General features: G+C 62.7%; 21 protein-coding genes. 9 read left to right on the top strand and 12 right to left on the bottom strand.

The features are described 5' to 3' along the window. Window positions 1-62: 62 nt before the first annotated feature. On the bottom strand, window positions 63-548 hold the full coding sequence (locus NKI47_RS06000) for a DUF1772 domain-containing protein (RefSeq protein ID WP_023675257.1): 486 nt from the start codon (window positions 546-548) through the stop codon (window positions 63-65). A gap of 106 nt (window positions 549-654) precedes the next feature. Here NKI47_RS06000 and NKI47_RS05995 point away from each other — a divergent pair, with 106 nt between their 5' ends. Together NKI47_RS05995 and NKI47_RS05990 are read left to right on the top strand one after the other, a co-directional pair. Further along, window positions 655-1,338: a helix-turn-helix transcriptional regulator gene (locus tag NKI47_RS05995; protein ID WP_023675258.1), complete on the top strand. Its 684-nt coding sequence runs from the start codon at window positions 655-657 to the stop codon at window positions 1,336-1,338. Between the two features lie 86 nt (window positions 1,339-1,424). Then, window positions 1,425-1,793 (top strand): VOC family protein, encoded by a 369-nt coding sequence (locus NKI47_RS05990; protein ID WP_352588343.1) that lies wholly within the window; start codon window positions 1,425-1,427, stop codon window positions 1,791-1,793. Window positions 1,794-1,913: 120 nt separating this feature from the next. Here the strand turns inward: NKI47_RS05990 and lhpI are convergent, their stop codons facing one another. From lhpI to sppA, 4 genes are all read right to left on the bottom strand, one after another. Further along, window positions 1,914-2,882, bottom strand: coding sequence for a bifunctional Delta(1)-pyrroline-2-carboxylate/Delta(1)-piperideine-2-carboxylate reductase (lhpI, locus tag NKI47_RS05985; protein WP_023675259.1), 969 nt, complete (start codon window positions 2,880-2,882; stop codon window positions 1,914-1,916). 52 nt (window positions 2,883-2,934) lie between these two features. Next, window positions 2,935-3,267: a LapA family protein gene (locus tag NKI47_RS05980; protein ID WP_023675260.1), complete on the bottom strand. Its 333-nt coding sequence runs from the start codon at window positions 3,265-3,267 to the stop codon at window positions 2,935-2,937. 47 nt (window positions 3,268-3,314) lie between these two features. Then, a complete protein-coding gene (locus tag NKI47_RS05975; protein ID WP_023675261.1) occupies window positions 3,315-3,599 on the bottom strand; it encodes an integration host factor subunit beta in 285 nt (94 codons plus the stop codon). A gap of 81 nt (window positions 3,600-3,680) precedes the next feature. Beyond that, window positions 3,681-4,637 (bottom strand): signal peptide peptidase SppA, encoded by a 957-nt coding sequence (gene sppA, locus NKI47_RS05970; protein WP_352588340.1) that lies wholly within the window; start codon window positions 4,635-4,637, stop codon window positions 3,681-3,683. Between the two features lie 308 nt (window positions 4,638-4,945). Between sppA and lptC the strand changes: the two genes are divergently transcribed. The 6 genes from lptC to ptsN all read left to right on the top strand — a co-directional run bounded on the left by lptC (window position 4,946) and on the right by ptsN (window position 10,187). Beyond that, window positions 4,946-5,659 carry an LPS export ABC transporter periplasmic protein LptC gene (gene lptC / locus NKI47_RS05965; RefSeq protein WP_023675263.1) on the top strand — a complete coding sequence of 238 codons (714 nt, stop codon included), beginning with the start codon at window positions 4,946-4,948 and terminating at the stop codon, window positions 5,657-5,659. Beyond that, window positions 5,646-6,245 carry an LptA/OstA family protein gene (locus NKI47_RS05960; protein ID WP_023675264.1) on the top strand — a complete coding sequence of 200 codons (600 nt, stop codon included), beginning with the start codon at window positions 5,646-5,648 and terminating at the stop codon, window positions 6,243-6,245. The genes lptC and NKI47_RS05960 overlap by 14 nt, the downstream gene beginning before the upstream one ends. After that, window positions 6,245-7,063, top strand: coding sequence for an LPS export ABC transporter ATP-binding protein (gene lptB / locus NKI47_RS05955; RefSeq protein ID WP_023675265.1), 819 nt, complete (start codon window positions 6,245-6,247; stop codon window positions 7,061-7,063). The genes NKI47_RS05960 and lptB overlap by 1 nt, the downstream gene beginning before the upstream one ends. A gap of 197 nt (window positions 7,064-7,260) precedes the next feature. After that, a complete protein-coding gene (gene rpoN / locus NKI47_RS05950; RefSeq protein ID WP_352588337.1) occupies window positions 7,261-8,787 on the top strand; it encodes an RNA polymerase factor sigma-54 in 1,527 nt (508 codons plus the stop codon). A 291-nt stretch (window positions 8,788-9,078) separates the two neighbouring features. Beyond that, window positions 9,079-9,663, top strand: coding sequence for a ribosome hibernation-promoting factor, HPF/YfiA family (gene hpf / locus NKI47_RS05945; protein ID WP_023675267.1), 585 nt, complete (start codon window positions 9,079-9,081; stop codon window positions 9,661-9,663). A 59-nt stretch (window positions 9,664-9,722) separates the two neighbouring features. Beyond that, complete coding sequence (gene ptsN / locus NKI47_RS05940; RefSeq protein WP_023675268.1) at window positions 9,723-10,187, top strand: PTS IIA-like nitrogen regulatory protein PtsN; 465 nt, start codon at window positions 9,723-9,725, stop codon at window positions 10,185-10,187. Window positions 10,188-10,298: 111 nt separating this feature from the next. Here the strand turns inward: ptsN and NKI47_RS05935 are convergent, their stop codons facing one another. After that, window positions 10,299-10,556: a BQ00720 family protein gene (locus NKI47_RS05935; RefSeq protein WP_023675269.1), complete on the bottom strand. Its 258-nt coding sequence runs from the start codon at window positions 10,554-10,556 to the stop codon at window positions 10,299-10,301. 65 nt (window positions 10,557-10,621) lie between these two features. Next, a complete protein-coding gene (locus tag NKI47_RS05930) occupies window positions 10,622-11,047 on the bottom strand; it encodes an Hsp20 family protein (protein ID WP_023675270.1) in 426 nt (141 codons plus the stop codon). A 144-nt stretch (window positions 11,048-11,191) separates the two neighbouring features. Here NKI47_RS05930 and NKI47_RS05925 point away from each other — a divergent pair, with 144 nt between their 5' ends. After that, a complete protein-coding gene (locus tag NKI47_RS05925; protein ID WP_352453985.1) occupies window positions 11,192-12,133 on the top strand; it encodes a nucleoside hydrolase in 942 nt (313 codons plus the stop codon). A gap of 490 nt (window positions 12,134-12,623) precedes the next feature. On the opposite strand, the gene NKI47_RS05920 is transcribed toward NKI47_RS05925, so the two are convergent. The 5 genes from NKI47_RS05920 to NKI47_RS05900 form a co-directional block, all read right to left on the bottom strand. After that, a complete protein-coding gene (locus NKI47_RS05920; protein ID WP_245274634.1) occupies window positions 12,624-12,992 on the bottom strand; it encodes a hypothetical protein in 369 nt (122 codons plus the stop codon). Window positions 12,993-13,044: 52 nt separating this feature from the next. Next, complete coding sequence (locus NKI47_RS05915) at window positions 13,045-13,659, bottom strand: LysE family translocator (RefSeq protein WP_292663261.1); 615 nt, start codon at window positions 13,657-13,659, stop codon at window positions 13,045-13,047. A 104-nt stretch (window positions 13,660-13,763) separates the two neighbouring features. After that, window positions 13,764-15,224: an amidase gene (locus NKI47_RS05910; RefSeq protein WP_352588334.1), complete on the bottom strand. Its 1,461-nt coding sequence runs from the start codon at window positions 15,222-15,224 to the stop codon at window positions 13,764-13,766. A 6-nt stretch (window positions 15,225-15,230) separates the two neighbouring features. Further along, window positions 15,231-16,139, bottom strand: a complete 909-nt coding sequence (locus NKI47_RS05905; protein ID WP_352588331.1) for a ribokinase — start codon at window positions 16,137-16,139, stop codon at window positions 15,231-15,233. Between the two features lie 116 nt (window positions 16,140-16,255). Then, window positions 16,256-17,149 carry a methylated-DNA--[protein]-cysteine S-methyltransferase gene (locus NKI47_RS05900; RefSeq protein ID WP_352453988.1) on the bottom strand — a complete coding sequence of 298 codons (894 nt, stop codon included), beginning with the start codon at window positions 17,147-17,149 and terminating at the stop codon, window positions 16,256-16,258. Window positions 17,150-17,180 lie beyond the last annotated feature (31 nt).

Below are 17,180 nucleotides of genomic sequence, written 5' to 3'. Positions count from 1 at the left end.
GCCGCTTCTGCCACAGCACATTGACCGGCGCAACAAAAGGGCTGCCGACGTGTGCAACCGGATCAGCCGCGCCTGATCGAAAGCAGGCCGACTGCGAGCGCTATGAAACCAACGGCCTTGAAGCCGGTGACGACCATATGGCCGGTTTCCCAGCTGCTCCGGACACTTTCGAAATTGTCCGGGATCGGTCCAGGCACCCAGGTGGCCAGGACATCGTTTGCCGGTTTGACCAGGGTAAACCACGCCACGAGGGCCATCAGATAAAGCACGGTGGCGGCCAAAATCCACCAGAATGCCGGGCGGTCGCTGCGCAGCATCCAGGCGAGAAGCCCCGGACAGGCGATCGCGGCCACGTCCAGCGGTGCGCCGACAATCGCGAAGAATTGGAACTGAGCGTTGAAGACAGTGGTTTCACGCCAGAGCGAAGGCGGCCATCTGGTCAGCCGCGGCACCGATTCCAGCACATGGGCGAAGGATGGTCCGAGGCTGAGCGCAGCGACGATGGCGGTCAAAACCGACCAGAACAACAGGAACCCGCGTATATCCATAATGGCCGGACAACGGCGTCAGGGCGCAGACGTTCCCGTCCGCCACCATGTCGCTTGCCGCCGAAAGTGCTGGGGCTCTATCGTGATTGAAACCAGGTCATGATTCATGTCCCGTGCTGAACGCCTGCTCGACCTGATCCAGATCCTGCGCCGGCATCGCCGGCCGGTCAGCGGCCGCAGCCTTGCGGGCGAAATGGGTGTGTCGATCCGCACGCTCTATCGCGATATCGCCACGCTGCAGGGGCAGGGCGCGCCGATCGAGGGCGAGGCGGGGTTGGGTTACGTGCTCAGGCCCGGTTTCATGCTGCCGCCCTTGATGTTCACCGATGAGGAGATCGAGGCGATCGTGCTCGGTTCGCGCTGGGTGGCCAAGCAGCCGGACTGGCGGCTTGCGAACGCCGCCACCGACGCGCTGGCCAAGATCGCCGCGGTGCTGCCGGACGATTTGCGCGAAGAGCTCGACGCCTCGACGCTGCTGGTCGGGTCGCGCACCGAGGTCACCGAAGGCATCGATCTCGGCCTGGTGCGGCAGGCCATCCGCGAGGAGCGCAAGCTGAGCTTTGTCTATCGCGACGCCGGCGGCGCTGCCTCCGAGCGCACCGTCTGGCCGTTCGCACTCGGCTTCTTCGACAAGGTGCGCGTCGTCGCGGCCTGGTGCGAGATGCGCCAGGATTTCAGGCACTTTCGCGCCGACCGGATATCCGGCCTCAATGCCACCGAGATGCGCTATCCGCGCCGCCGTCAGGTGCTGCTCAAAGAATGGCGGGCGACGCTCGACACGCCAAGCTAAGGCTGCTGCTCAGTTGAGACTGCTGCCAGAATCTGGCAGTGGCGTACGGTATGCTCCTCCAGTCGAAACCATCTGGAGAGCAATTCATGACATCGCCCAATTTCGTCATCCTCTATGTCGACAAGCCTGAGCAAAGCGGCGCCTTCTATAGCGCGCTGCTTGGGCGGCAGCCGGTCGAGACCTCGCCGACCTTCGTGCTGTTCGTGCTCGACAACGGCTTCAAGCTCGGCCTCTGGTCGCGTAACACCGTGGAACCGGCCGCCGCGGCAGCAGGCGGTGGCGCCGAGATCGTCTTTGCGCTGGACACGCCGGGTGCCGTCGACGCCACCCATGCCGAGTGGGCCGGGCGCGGGCTGAAAATTCTGCAGACGCCGACCGACATGGATTTCGGCCGCACCTTCGTCGCGCTTGATCCCGACAGCCACCGGCTGCGGGTTTATTGGCAAAGGGAGTAGGGCAGTAGGGGAGTATGTGACAGGAAATATAGCTGGCGCGGCGCCGCACGATCAGTACAGTTTCCTACTGCCCTACTGCCCTACTGCCCTACTGCCCTACTGCCCTACTGCCCTACTGCCCTACTGCCCTACGCTTGCGCGATACACGGCAATGCCAGCGGCGAGGTCCTCGAGGGCTGCGCCGACCGACTTGAACAGCGTGATCTCGTCGTCGTTCTGCCGGCCTTTTTTCTGGCCGCGCGTGAGTTCATAAAGGTCGGCGACGATGGCTTCCGGCTTCAACACGCCGGAGGCCAGCGGCTGGACGATGTCACCGGCTTCCTTGGTGGCGCCGGCGCGGGTATCGACATAGACGCGGGCGCGTGCAATCGCGTCGTCGTCGCTTTCGCGCATCGCCGGCGTGAAGCCGCCGACCAGATCGACATGGGTTCCGGGCTTCAAGAGGGCGCCCCTGATCAGTGGCGTGGTGGTGATGGTCGCCGATGACACAATATCGGCCTGGCCGAGTTCGGCGTCGAGATCGCCTGCGGCTTCGGCCGCAAAACCCTCGGCACGCAATTTTGCCACGACCTTTTCGGCATTCGCCGGCGTACGGTTCCAGATGCGGATGTTCTTGATCGGACGCACCGCCGAATGCGCCTTTGCAAGGAATGGCGACAGCGCACCGGCACCGACCACCAGCAGCCGCGAGGCGTCCTTGCGGGCCAGATAGGAGGCGGCCAGCGCCGAGGCACAGGCGGTACGCCACTGCGTCAGCCGCTGGCCGTCGATCAAGGCCTGCGGCTCGCCGGTGGCGCCGTCGAGCAACAGGTAGAGACCCATCACCGCAGGCTTGCCGACGGCATTGTTGTCGGGCGACACGGTGACGATCTTGACGCCGATATGGCCATCGGCCGAGGTGCCAGTGGCGTTGAAGTCGGTCCACGCCGGCATCAAAAGCAGGGTCGAGGCGGCGCCATCGGGCCGCTCGACCGTGTGATGGTGCCTGACCGGCTGCACGGCGCCATCGCGAAAAGCGGCGCGCAACGTCTCGACCAGCCCGGAAAAGGTCAGCGCGCGGTCGACCTCGGCGGCGGAAATGGTCAGCATGAAAGGCTCCGTGGAGAACTAGGCCGGTTGTGCTTCAGGCCCGAGCCGCGGCTCAGTTCGTCGGCTTCGGCAAGGCTGGGCCCTGCGACGCGGTGGGCGCGCGGCTGACCGCCTGGCGCAGGTTCTCTGCCTCGGCGCCGCGCTGGCGCGCCAGCTTGCGGTAGCGGCCCTGCTTGGTCCAGGTCGCCAGGCTGCCGACGATCATGCCGATGGCCAGCGCCAGGAATAGGAAAATGAAGAGCGGCATGGTCAGCGTCAGCGCCGGATTGCCGGGGTTGAACGGATCGAGCGTGAAGGCGACCGGTTCGCGGTTGGCGACGGCCAACGCAATCAGGATGACGGCCAGCGGCACGAAAACCACGATGAGGAGAAAGCGATTGAACATGTTTTTCCGTTCGGAAGAAAAGGCGGGAGCGGTGGCGGGCGCCGCGCCTATTTGCCTCCGTTCAGCCTTTCACGCAATTCCTTGCCGGTCTTGAAGAACGGTACCCATTTCTCCTCGACCTCTACGGATTCGCCGGTGCGCGGGTTGCGGCCGGTACGGGCAGGGCGGTTTTTCACCGAAAACGCGCCGAAGCCGCGCAACTCGACCCGGTTGCCCTCGGCAAGCGCGTCGGTGATTTCATCGAAGATGGCGCTGACAATGTTTTCGACGTCGCGCAGGAAAAGATGCGGATTACGCGTGGCGATGATCTGCACAAGTTCGGATTTGATCATGAAAAGGCTCCCCGTAAAAGCAGTGCCGCCGAAATTATCAGAATGATTTTATTTGGTTTTTCACTCGTCCCAAGCGGTTCCTCAAGGGTGCCAGACGGAAACGAGACCGTCAAGAAACAAGCGGTCCGCTCCAATTTCGTGAAGGACGTCGCCGCCATGGCCGGGCAGGCCAAGCGCAGCACCGACGGTCTGCGCCATCGCCTTGGAGAACAGGAAACCACCACGTTTTTCCGTGTCCTTCCATTCCACCACCTTGAGCTTGGCATCGACACCGTTGCCTGCAAGCCAGTCGATTGCTTCGGCCTCGCCGCCGACCGCGTCGATCAATCTGTTGGTGACCGCCTGCCGGCCGGTGAAGATCGACCCGTCTGCGAGCGCCAGCGCCTCCGGCTTGGTCATGTTGCGGCGCTCGGCGACGATGCCGACGAACCAGTCGTAGCTGTCGAGGATGAGCTTGCGGACCATGGCGCGCTCATCCTCATTGGTCGGCTTGAAGGGAGAAGGCGAGGCCTTCAAGGGCGAGGATTTCACCTCCTCCAGCTTGACGCCGAGCTTGTCCATGAGGCCGCTGACGTCCGGGTACTGGATCAGCACGCCGATCGAGCCGACGATCGAGGATTTGCGTGCGACAATATGGTCGGCCGCGGTGGCGATCATATAGCCCGCCGAAGCCGCGAGCGTGCCGACCTCGGCCACCACCGGCTTGTCGGCGGCGAGCTTGCGCACTGCCTCATAGATCGATTCGCCACCGACGGTGGTGCCGCCGGGTGAATCGATCGACAGGATCACAGCCTTGACGCGCGGCGACTGACGGATTGCCTCCAGCCGCTTGATCAGTTCTTCGTCTTCGGTGATGGTACCTTCGATCTTGACCTTGGCGATGTGGTCGACAGCCGCGCCGGTGAAGTCGTCACCATAGATCCACGCCGAAAAGGCGATCAGCCCGGCTGCGGCGACGATAATCGCCGCGACACGCCAGAATGTCAGCTTGCGGCGCAAGCGGCGGCGGTCGATCAGGTCGTCGGCTCTCAATGCCATGGTCAGCCTCGTAGTCGGTGGGAGCAGATGCTTTTAAAGCAACCATTCGCGCCCGGCTACCGTTTCCTGACGGCCTTGCGCCAAAGGCCGTCTTAGGCATTCGCGGCAAGCCTCAACCTGTCACGTTCTACAGGCTCTAACACTGTGCGCCCATATCTGGTATGAGGTACAGGCTGCGCTGGGGCCATTTTCATTGTACAGGGGCGGCTGTCACATTTTTGCGGTTTTCCTCGGCTTGTGCTTGCTTGAGGGCGCCGGCACCCCACCTATAGGGCGGCCTGGCGGGCAGGGGTTTAGAAGAAGCAGTCATGTTAGCGGGACCAATCGAACCGACCAACACCGAGACGGAGTTGGCTCCCAAGGCCGCAGGCCGGGCGCGGGTCGACGCATTTGACGTTGCGCAGCGTCATTCGCGCCGGGTCCGTATCCTCAAACTGGCCGTGCCGCTGGTCGCTGCCGTGATTGCGGTCGCGTTTCCCGTCTATTCCTATCTCATGGCTCCCGCTGCAATCGAGGTGCAGGCCGACGGCGGCGCCTTTGCCGATGGCAAGCTGGTGATGGCCAACCCCAAGCTCAACGGCTTCACCAAACAGAACCTGCCCTATTCGATGACAGCCCTGCGCGCCATACAGGATGTCAGCAAACAAGGCATCATCGATCTGGAAGGCATCAAGGCCAAGCTGCCGATTGCGGCCGACAACACGGCCGCCATCGATGCCACGCACGGCACCTATGATCGCGACGGCAACACGCTCAGCCTGACCAGCGATGTGACCGTGTCGACCACGGATGGTGTGGTGGCAAAATTCAAATCAGTCTATCTCGACATGGGCGAAGGCACTATGAAGACAAGCGAGCCCGTCGATGTCAGCCGCGGCGGGTCGCGGATCAGGGCGGATTCGATGTCGGTCCAGGACAATGGCAAGGTCCTGGTTTTCGAGAACAAGGTGCGCGTCGACATCGATCCCGCCAGTTTGAAGGCGGCAGAGGCAAAGAGCGGAGAGACCAATGCGGTTCAGTAGTTCGGCACGGCGCCTCGCCGCGATTTCGGCGTTGCTAACCTTGGGGCTGACCTTGGGGACGGCGCCGTCGCTGGCGCAGTCCAAGGCCACCAGCCAAATGTCCGGCCTCAGGCTGTCGGGCGACAAGCCGATCCAGATCGAAAGCGACAAGCTCGAGGTGCGCCAAGCGGAAAGCGTTGCCGTCTTCACCGGCAACGTCAACGTCGTCCAGGGTCCAACTGTGCTCAAGGCCGGCAAAATGACGGTCTATTACGTCAGGGATGCAGGCGCCGCCAAAAGCGCCCAGCCGGCGGGTGCCGCGGCAATGACCGGATCCGCCAACATCGACCATCTCGAGGTCGACGATAAGGTCTACATCAAATCGGACAATCAGGTTGCCACCGGCGACCGCGGCACTTTCGACATGAAGACCGAAGTGCTGGTGCTTTCGGGCAGCAAGGTCGTGCTCTCGCAAGGCGACAACGTGCTTGTCGGCTGCAAGCTCACTGTGCAGATGAAGAGCGGCCTTGCCCAGGTCGACGCCTGCGGCGGCCGCGTCATGATGTCGATCACGCCGCCGGCGAAGTCTGGAGCAGCGAAACCCTGATGACCGGCATATCGTCGCTGCTGGCGCGTCTTCCAGGGCGCGCCGCCAGCCAACTTGCGGCACCGGCCAGGGTCACCGTCGAAGCGGCAAAGTTCAAGGGAACCTTGATCGCCAAGGGGCTGACCAAAAGCTACAAGGGCCGCAAAGTCGTCAGCGGCGTGACGCTAGGCGTGCGCGCCGGCGAGGCGGTTGGGCTGCTCGGCCCCAACGGCGCCGGCAAGACGACCTGTTTCTACATGGTGACCGGCCTGGTTCCGGTCGACGAAGGCACCATCGAAATCGACGGTTTCGACGTCACGTCGATGCCGATGTATCGCCGCGCCCGTCTCGGCATCGGCTATCTGCCGCAGGAAGCCTCGATTTTTCGCGGCCTGAATGTCGAGCAAAACATCCGGGCCGTGCTCGAAGTGGTAGAAAAGAGCCGCAAGGAGCGTGAGCGCCTGCTCGACGAATTGCTCGAGGAATTCCACATCAGCCATCTGCGCAAGGCTCCGTCGCTGTCGCTCTCCGGCGGTGAGCGGCGTCGTCTCGAAATTGCCCGCGCCTTGGCAACCCGCCCCGCCTACATGTTGCTCGACGAACCTTTCGCCGGCATCGATCCGATCGCCGTCGCCGACATCCAGCAGCTGGTGCGCCACTTGACGGCACGTGGCATCGGCGTTCTGATCACCGACCACAATGTCCGCGAGACACTTGGCCTGATCGACCGCGCCTACATCATCCATGCCGGCCAGGTGCTGACCCATGGTCGAGCCGACGAAGTGGTCGCAAATGCCGATGTGCGGCGGCTTTATCTCGGCGAGGGATTTACGCTCTAAGTGCGAAATTCCGGCTCGAGCGGGATTTCCGGCGTAGTCCAGCAGCTTTTTCTTCAATTTTCTGCCTGAAAACGCGCCGGCAGGCGAGTTTTACCGCTCCTCGCCTTGACAAGCAAAAGCCGGGCCAGTTTCTATGCTGGCCTGGAAAATTCCTTCCAGCAGTGCGGGTGCGTAGACGGAGCGTTTGAAACCGAACCATGGCGTTGGCGGCAAAACTACAGCTACGACAGTCGCAGTCGCTGGTGATGACGCCGCAGCTGATGCAGTCGATCCGCCTGCTGCAGTTCACCCATCTCGAGCTGGAACGCTTCATCGACGACGAGATCGAACGCAATCCCCTGTTGGAACGCGCCGAACCGCAGGAGGACGCCGCCAGCGATCAGGCGCAGAAGGGCGACGCCGCATCGGACCCGGCTGCCGACGGCGACTGGTTCGAGGCGGAAACGGCGTGGAGCGCCGAGGCGATCTCGGAAAAGCTCGATACGTCGCTGGAAAACCTGTTTCCTGACGATCCTGGTACGAGCGAGCGGCTCGGGCCCGACCTGACGGCACAATGGAAATCGGCGTCCGGCAACGGTTCCACCTCTTCCTCCGACGGCTTCGACGTCGCGGATATGGCGGCGGCGGCCATCACGCTGCGCGACCATGTCGGCGAGCAGGTGGCGCTCGCCTTTGCCGATCCGGCGGCGCGCCTGATCGCCGGCGAGCTTGCCGACGGCCTCGACGAGGCCGGCTACATGCGTGCCGACATGGCCGAGATCGCCGCCCGCCTCGGCACGGACGCCACGGCGGTGGCAACGGTCCTGGCGGTCTGCCAGACATTTGAGCCCGCCGGCATATTCGCCCGCGACCTCGCCGAATGCCTGTTGCTGCAGCTGGCCGTGCGCGACCGGCTCGATCCGGCGATGAAGGCGCTGATCGCCAATCTCGAACTCCTGGCACGGCGCGATTTCCAGACGCTGAAGCGGATTTGCGGCGTCGACGAGGAGGATCTGCTCGACATGCTGGCCGAGATCCGGGCGCTCGACCCGCGGCCGGGAATGGCGTTTTCGCGCGGTGCCAGCGATGCGATCGTGGCCGACGTCGAGGTGCGTGCAGCCAATGACGGCAGCTGGACGGTCGAGCTCAATGCCGAGACGCTGCCGCGCGTGCTGGTCGATCACATCTATTTCGCCCAGGTCACGCCACATGCGAAAAACCAGGCGGAAAAGGATTTCCTTGCCGAATGCCTGCAGAACGCCAACTGGCTCACGCGCAGCCTCGACCAGCGGGCGAAGACCATTCTCAAGGTGGCCTCTGAGATCGTGCGCCAGCAGGACGCTTTTCTCGTCCACGGCGTGCGGCACCTGAAGCCGCTCAACCTGCGCACGGTGGCGGACGCCATCGGCATGCACGAATCAACGGTCAGCCGGGTCACGGCAAACAAATACATGCTGACGCCGCGCGGTGTGTTCGAGCTGCGCTATTTCTTCACCGCCTCGATCGCTTCGTCAGGTGGCGGCGATGCGCATTCGTCGGAAGCGGTGCGCGACCGCATAAAGCAGCTGATCGACGAGGAGAAAGCCATCGATGTGCTTTCCGACGATGCCATCGTGGACATGCTGCGGGAAAGCGGCGTCGACATCGCCAGGCGCACGGTGGCCAAATACCGGGAAGGCATGAACATACCCTCTTCGGTGCAGCGGCGGCGCGAAAAACGCGCTTTGGCCAGCGCCGGCCGTTGATCTCCGGCGGAATTTCCACAGCTTTCGCCCTTCATTGACAAGCGGCGACGAAGTGGCTAGAAGCCCGCCCGCATGAGACGGGCTGGCGAGTGGATTTGAGTTCGCCGATGCCCGCACGAGAGATGGTCCGTCACGACGTAGGCCACGGGACGGCCAAGAAGGCGGCTTGTGATCAACCGGAAAGTTCGGATCTAAAATCGGCGCAAGTGACGCCGCAAAAGCTTGTGCGCGCGGACCACGAGTATAAACTCGGGACAGTTTGAAGCCTGAGCAAGGAAGGTCAGTTTTCAGATGACACTGCGCATATCGGGAAAACACATGGATATCGGCGATGCGTTCCGTACGCGCATCAACGACCGTGTCGGGGAAGTGATCGGGAAATATTTCGATCGGGGCTTTTCAGGGCAAATCGTAGTCGTCAAATCGGGGTCGCGCTACACGGCCGATTGCATGATCCGGCTGGACTCCGGTGCTTCGCTGCAGGCGACCGGCGATGCCCAGGATCCAACGCTTGCCTTCGATACTGCGGCAGACCGTCTGGAAACGCGCCTCAGGCGCTACAAGCGCCGGCTGAAGTCGCACAATTCAGGCAATAGCAACGGCGAGCTCACCGACGTCGCCTATACGGTGATGGCGCCGCTTGCCGACGACGAGGAGGACATACCGGAGAATTTCGCGCCGGCCATCGTCGCCGAATCGACTATGACGCTGCGGACCATGTCGGTGGCGTCAGCGGTGATCGAACTCGACACCAAGGACAGCCCGGTCCTGGTCTTCCGCAATGCCGGAAATGACCATCTCAACATCGTCTATCGCCGGCCGGACGGGAATATCGGCTGGATCGACCCGTCCACGGCCAAGGTCGCGCAGGGGTAAAGACCAGCCGCACGCGAGCGTGGGGACTGGCGACGGCAGGCGAACAAGGGATTTCAAGCATGGATCTGAGCGATCTCGTCAGCGTTCCGGCAATCATGCCGGCGTTGAAGGCGAACTCCAAAAAGCAGCTGCTGCAATTGCTGTCCGAAAGGGCGGCGGCAATTTCCGGCATTCCGGAGCGAGAGGTGTTCGACACCATCCTGCAACGCGAGCGGCTCGGCTCCACCGGCGTCGGCAACGGCATCGCCATTCCGCACGGCAAGCTGGCTGGGGTGAAGCGGATCGCCGGCGTTTTTGCCCGGCTGGAGACACCGGTGGACTTCGAGGCCCTCGATGATCAGCCGGTCGACCTGGTGTTTCTGCTTTTGGCTCCCGAAGGTGCCGGCGCCGACCACCTCAAGGCGCTGTCGCGCATCGCGCGGGTGCTGCGCGACGCCGACACGGTTGCCAAGATCAGGGGCACGCGCGACGCCGTGGCCATCCATGCGCTGCTGTCGGACACGCAGGCCTCGCACGCCGCTTGAGGTTTTGATTAAATCCTTTGAAGGGCCGCCGTGAGCGGCCCTGTCCGTTTCCAGCCAGATCGCTGCGCCATATTTGTCAGTTGATGGCGCCAATGTTGGTGGATAGCGACGTTAGTGGATAGCGACCGGGGTCAGATCGTTTTCCAGCGCGCCAGCCAGTGCCCGGTCGCGAGCGTCCGAAAGCAGGATCGGCTGGCCATTAGCGGCAAACAGGGCCCACAGTTCCAGACCCGGCGCGATTTCGCCGAGGCCCGGGAAACGGCCGCGCAGATCGTCGCTCGACACTTTCCTGAGATAGGCGACCGAACCTTCGCCGAGATGGGCGAATTCGCCGCTGGTCATGATGATATTCTCGTTAGTTCTGGTCATTTCAAGCCTCCTTGCCGCGAGACGCCGCTCAAGGCCATCCCGCCCATGAGAGCTATCGGCAAAAATCAGTCTTTCACCGATATGTTTATTTTTCGTACCAGCCGTTCGGATTCCGGCCGATCGAGATCGATCGACAGAAGGCCGTTCTTCAATTCCGCCGCAATCACCCGCATGCCGTCGGCCAGCACGAAACAGCGCTGGAACTGGCGCGCGGCGATGCCGCGGTGGAGAAATTCGCGCTCGGTGTCGTCGTTCTGACGGCCGCGCACGACCAACTGGTTCTCCTCCGTTGTGACATCGAGATCGCTTTCCGCGAAACCGGCGACGGCGAGCGTGATACGCAGCCTTTCGGTTTTGCCGTCGGCACCGCTGAGGCGCTCGATGTTGTAGGGAGGATAGCTGTCACCGGACTTTGCCAAGCGCTCCAGCGTCTTTTCCATGGAATCGAAACCGAGGAGAAGCGGGCTGGAAAAAGGCGTCATTCGGCTCATGTTACAGTGTCCTCTCAAGAGCGACATAAAGTGGAAAAACCCGGATGGCATTTTTCCCGATGGTCTTGATATGGTCCGCCGCCCGGCAGACTTCAAGCCGTCACACGTCCCGCCCAAAAAGACTTGCCAAAACAAGGAATTGAAATGCCCCAATCCCGCAGGATCATCATCGACACTGACCCCGGCCAGGACGATGCCGTCGCCATATTGCTGGCGCTCGGCAGCGCCGAGCTGGAGATCGTCGGCATCACCGCGGTGGCCGGCAACGTGCCGTTGAAACTTACCGAAAAAAACGCCCGCAAGATCTGCGAGCTGGCCGGCCGGCCGGACGTCAAGGTCTATGCAGGCGCCATCCGGCCGCTGGCGCGCGAACTGGTCACCGCCGAGGAAGTGCATGGCAAGACCGGCCTCAACGGGCCGCAACTGCCCGAACCAAAGATGAAACTGCAGGAAGAGTATGCGGTCGATTTCATAGTCGAGACGCTGATGAGGGAGGAGAGCGGCACGATCACGCTTTGCGCGCTCGGGCCGCTCACCAACATTGCGTTGGCGCTGATCCGCGAGCCGAAAATCGCGCCGCGCATCAAGGAAATCGTGCTGATGGGCGGCGGCTTCTTCGAGGGCGGCAACGTCACGCCGACCGCCGAGTTCAACATCTATGTCGATCCGCATGCCGCCGATGTCGTGTTCAAATCCGGCATTCCGATCGTGATGATGCCGCTGGACGTCACCCACAAGGCGCTGACCACCGCCAAGCGCACGAAGGCCTTCCGCAAGCTCGGCACCAGGGTCGGCACGGCCACCGCGGACATGCTGGAATTCTTCGAACGTTTCGACGAGGAGAAATACGGTACCGACGGCGGCCCGCTGCACGATCCTTGCGTGATCGCGTATCTGCTGAAGCCGAAGCTGTTCAAGGGTCGCAATTGCAATGTCAGCGTGGAAACCGCCTCGGAGCTCACCATGGGCATGACGGTGATCGACTGGTGGGGGGTGACCAAGCGGCCGAAGAACGCCATGGTGATGCGCGACATCGACCATGATGCGTTTTTCGCGCTGTTGCTGGAAAGGCTGGGGCGGCTTTAGGGCTGCTCAGTAGTTGAGCAGGCGGTAGGTGGTGGTACCGTCCTGGCGTTGCTGTTCTTCGATCGATACTTCCGATCCGATCATGTGGGGTGTTTCCACCTCACCATCGACAAATATCCGAGCGTTGCCGTCATGGAGGCGGACTTCATATCTATAATAAAGTCCATGTCCGACGGAACCTTTCGGATTTAGAGGCATCGTCGCAACATCTTCGACGGTGCCTCCTACGAGTTGTGTGCCAGTGATCGGACTGTTCTGCCTAGTTACAATCGGCACAGCGATCGCGAGAGCGAGCGCGCACAAGATTGTGATGCCAACAACTCTGTCGCGAAACTCTTCCCGAAGCAAAAGAATGCGGGTTCTAAGAGAAATATTTGTCGGCCCCATACCTTAGAGTTGAGTAGCATAGGGGCTTTGTTCAAGAGCGATTCCCCGAAAAAGCCATGTCACTCGCTTCACCTTTGAAAACAGCTTATCGATCGATCGTCGTTCAATTTGCAAACCGGTAAAAGACGAAGCCATTGTCGCGCGTGACGCGCTCGATGCCGACGCGCGAGCCGATCAGATGCGGGAGGTCGTCGTAAACGAGGACCGTCGAACCGTTCTCAAGGACCAGCAGATATTGGATATTGCGCCCTTTACCCTGTCCACTTTTGATCGTTGCATCGACCGGGTCGACCGACCGGATCGGACTTGCGTCATTCGCCCATTTGTTCAGAGCCGACGGAACCATCGCCGCGAACAAAGCGATGGACAGGATCACGCCAAACGCGTTCCTTTTCAAATCCGCGTAAGTCCACGGCATAGACATGAATCCCCAACTGTTGATCCATGTGGTGGCCTGAAGGCCGACTTTCAATCGGCCTTCCTATTCCAGGATGTTGCTGTTGGCGTCGCCGGGCTCGCGGCCGTTACTTCGCCTTGGAAAACGCCAGCCACAGGCCGCCGCCGACCAGGAAGCTGCCGCTGATCCTCGACAAGAGCTTGACGCGGCCGGCCGACAGCAGACGCCCTGCGCGGCCGGCGGCCAGCGCGTAGGTCGAATCCGAGACTGCGGCGAAGATCATCGCGGTGAGACCCATGACGCCGATCTGTAGTGCGTAATTGCCTTCGGGAGCGATGAACTGCGGAAAGAAGGCGCCGAAGAACACCAGCGTCTTTGGATTGCTGATCGCCACCAGCAGCCCCTGCAGGAAGAAGCCGCCACGCGGCCTTTTTGCCGTTCCGTCGGCGTTAAGCTTGCCTTTCGAGCGGAACATCTGCACGCCCATCCAGATCAGGTAGGCGGCGCCGATCAGCCGGACCCACTCGAACCAGTGGCCCATGCCCGCGATCAGCGAAGTCAATCCGATGCCGACGATGGCGATCATGATGGCCAGCCCGGCCTGGGTGCCGGCGACATTGGCGAGACCGGCGCGCGAGCCGTGGCGGATGCTGTTGGCGATGATCAGCGTCACCGTCGGCCCCGGCACCAGGATGATGACGATGCAGGCGACGACGTAGGTGGCGTAGAGTTCCAGCGACATTTTTTCCCTCCACAGAATGCCGCTCGTGCGGCGCGCTGTCGCGATCAATGCATGGCGATGAGTTGCGTGCAAGTCGGCGAGGCGCCGACAATGCGGAGTTGATTTCAGCAGGCGCCGGCCTGCCATGGCAGCGTTGCCTCATAGGCGGCAGCCGCCCTCAGCACGGAGAGGTCACCGCGCGGTCGCCCGATCAATTGCATGCCCATTGGCCTGCCCCTGGCGTCGAAGCCCGCCGGTACGTTGACCGCCGGGCAGCCGCCCAGCGTGGCGAGCGCTGAGACCTGCATCCAGCGATGATAGCTGTCCATGGCACGCCCGGCCACTTCCCTTGGCCAGTGGGTGACGACATCGAAGGGAAAGACCTGTGCGGCTGGCAGCGCAATCAGGTCGAAACGCTCGAAGAGCGACAGCAGCATTCGATGCCAGGACGAGCGCCTCACCGTGGCGGCGTGGATCTGCGGCGCGGTGAGGCGCAGTGCATGTTCCACCTCCCAAACGGCCTCCGGCTTCAGCAGACTTCGTTTCAGGAGATCGTCGTAATGCGCCTTGAGTGCACAACCGCTGCTCGCCTGGCGAAGCGTTACAAAGGCTTGCCACAGCGCTTCGAAGTCGAATTCCGGCATCAGCGGCTCGGCCTCGAAGGATACATCCGCGAACCGGCCGAGTGCTGCCTCGCAAAGCTGTAGAATGCCTGCTTCAACCGGCAGATGGCCGTTAAGATCGCCGAGCCAGGCGATGCGCCCGCCGGCCGCCGGTGCTTCCAGCCCTTCGAGGAACGAGCCTGGTTTATCATGCGACAGCGGCGCGCGAGGATGATAGCCGGCCTGAACGTCGAGCAGCAACGCCATGTCACGCACGTTACGCCCCATCGGCCCTTCGACGCCCATTTGCGCAAGAAACACATCAAGGTCAGGGCCGGCCGGCACCAATCCCTGCGATGGACGGAAGCCATAGACATTGTTGTAGGCAGCGGGATTGCGCAGGGAACCGCCAAAATCGCTGCCATCGGCAACGGGAACCATGTCGAGCGCCAGCGCGACCGCCGCACCGCCGCTCGAGCCGCCGGCGGTCAGCGCCGGGTCAAATGCGTTGAGCGTCTGTCCGAACACGGTGTTGTAGGTGTTGGAGCCGAGCCCGAATTCGGGAACGTTGGTCTTGCCGATGATGATCGCGCCGGCCTTGCGGACGCGCTCGACGAAGAAGTCGTCTTCCTCAGGCACAAAATCGGCGAAGATCGGCGAGCCGAAGGTGGTTCTCAGGCCGTTTGTCAGCGCAAGATCCTTAATCGCGATCGGCAGGCCGAACAGCGATCCGGTATCTCCTCCTCGCGCCAGATGGGCGTCAGCGCTGTCGGCCTCGCGCAGGATGTCGGCACGCTCACGCAATGAAACGATAGCGTTGACCAGCGGGTTCACCGCCTCGATCCTGTCGAGGAATGCCGCGACCACTTCGCGCACCGAAAGCTGCCGGCGCCTGATCTTCCCGGCAAGCGCCACGGCAGACAGGCGGCAGATGTCGCCGGCGGGCGGCACCGCATGCTTGGTCGTCGGGCGCATGGCTGTCATCCGGCTTCAGCCTGTAGATTTCTGCAGGGCGGCATCGACGTCCCTGGCCAGCGGGATGGCCGGCTGTGCACCGGCTTTCAGGCAGGCCAGCGAACCGGCTGCGGCAGCGCGGGCAAGCGCCTGGTCGAGCGGCAGGCCGGCTGCCAGCCCGGCTGCAAAATAGCCGCAGAACGTGTCGCCGGCACCGACCGTGTCGAGCGGGGTGATCTTCAGCGCCGGAACCATCAGGAGATCGTCCGGCGTTGCCGCCAGAACGCCGTCCGAGCCAAGCGTGACGACGATGGTGCGGCCGGTTCTCGCGGCATAGTCGCGCATCCGTGCCGGGCGGTCGCGGCCATTCAACGACAGCGCCTCGCCATAGAGGTCGAACTCGGTTTCGTTGGCGACGAGATAGTCGGCCTTGCCGAGGAAGCCGGCCGCGTCGCCATGGAAAGGTGCGGTGTTGAGCACGGTCATCGCGGCGGCTGTCCTTGCCGCGTCGAGTGCTGCCTCGACGGTCTGCAGCGGGATCTCCAGTTGCAGCAGCACGACGTCGCCGTTTTTTACGAAAGCCTTGGAAAGGTCACCCGGCACGACCGAATCATTGGCGCCCGGCACAACGGCGATCACGTTCTCGCCGTCGGCGCCGACCATGATCAACGCGGTACCGGTCGAGGCAAAGGTCTCGCCGACGCCGGACAGGTCGATCTTGCCGTCGCGCAGCAGCGCGAGAGCGTCGCTGGCGAAGCTGTCCTTGCCGACCGCGCCGACCATGCGCACCTTGGCGCCGGCGCGGGCGGCGGCCAGCGCCTGGTTGGCGCCCTTGCCGCCGGGGGCAGTAGCGAAACCGGAGCCGCGCACGGTCTCGCCGGGACCGGGCAAGCGGTCGACACTGGCGATGAGATCGAGATTGATGGAGCCGATGACGACGATCAAGAAGTGCCTCCCGCTAGCGCATACCACTCTAATTGCGCGGGAAGCTACTCCGTAAGATCGCTGCTTGTCACCCTAGCGGTCCTTGCATCGCTCCAATCGTTCCATTCGTTGGCTATTCAAGAAGAGACCTGTCCCGCCTCCCAGCCGAGGATGGCGCGTTTGCGGGTCAGGCCCCAATGGTAGCCGGTGAGTGCGCCGGACTTGCCGAGAGCCCGGTGGCACGGCACGACGAAGGACATCGGATTGGCACCGACCGCGGCACCGACAGCCCGGCTGGCACTCGGTGCGCCGATGCGCGCGGCGATCGAGGAATAGGTGCAGGCCTGGCCCATCGGAATACGCAGCAAGGCCTCCCAGACACGGACCTGGAAGTCTGTGCCGATCATGACGACGCGCAGCGGCTGGTCGGCGCGCCACAGCGACGGATCGAAGATGCGCGCGGCATAGGGCGCCGTCGCCGCCATGTCCTCGACATAGGTCGCATTCGGCCAGCGGCTGGACATGTCGGCAAAGGCCGCACGCTCGCCGCCGGGATCGTTGAAGGCGAGGCCGGCAAGGCCGCGGTCCGTCACCATGATCAGCGCGATGCCGAAAGGTGAGATATGATAGCCGTAGCGGATGGTGAGCCCTGCGCCGCGGGTCTTGTAATCGCCCGGCGACATCGCTTCGTGGGTGACGAACAGATCGTGCAGCCGGCCTGGGCCGGACATGCCGAGTTCGAACGAGGTTTCAAGCAGCGGCATGCCGGCATCGAGCAGCTTGCGCGCATGATCGAGGGTGACGGCCTGCAGAAAAGCCTTGGGCGACAGGCCGGCCCAGCGGGTGAACAGCTTCTGCAGCCCGGTCGGCGTCTCGCCGACCTCCTCGGCCAGCACTTCCAACGAAGGCTGGTCGCGATAGTCGAGGCTGATCTTTTCGATGGCACGACGGACGATTTCGTAGTCTCCACCTTCAGGCGTGATGTCTTTCTGAAGGATTGCTGTCGTTTTGAGAGGCATTTGGGCGTTCATGGCAGTATCTCCTTGAGTGCGAATATCGTCC

It is taken from the genome of Mesorhizobium sp. M0633 (assembly GCF_040320645.1).
In the GTDB taxonomy this organism is placed as follows: Bacteria; Pseudomonadota; Alphaproteobacteria; order Rhizobiales; family Rhizobiaceae; genus Mesorhizobium.
This window is presented reverse-complemented; position numbering and strand designations above follow the sequence as displayed.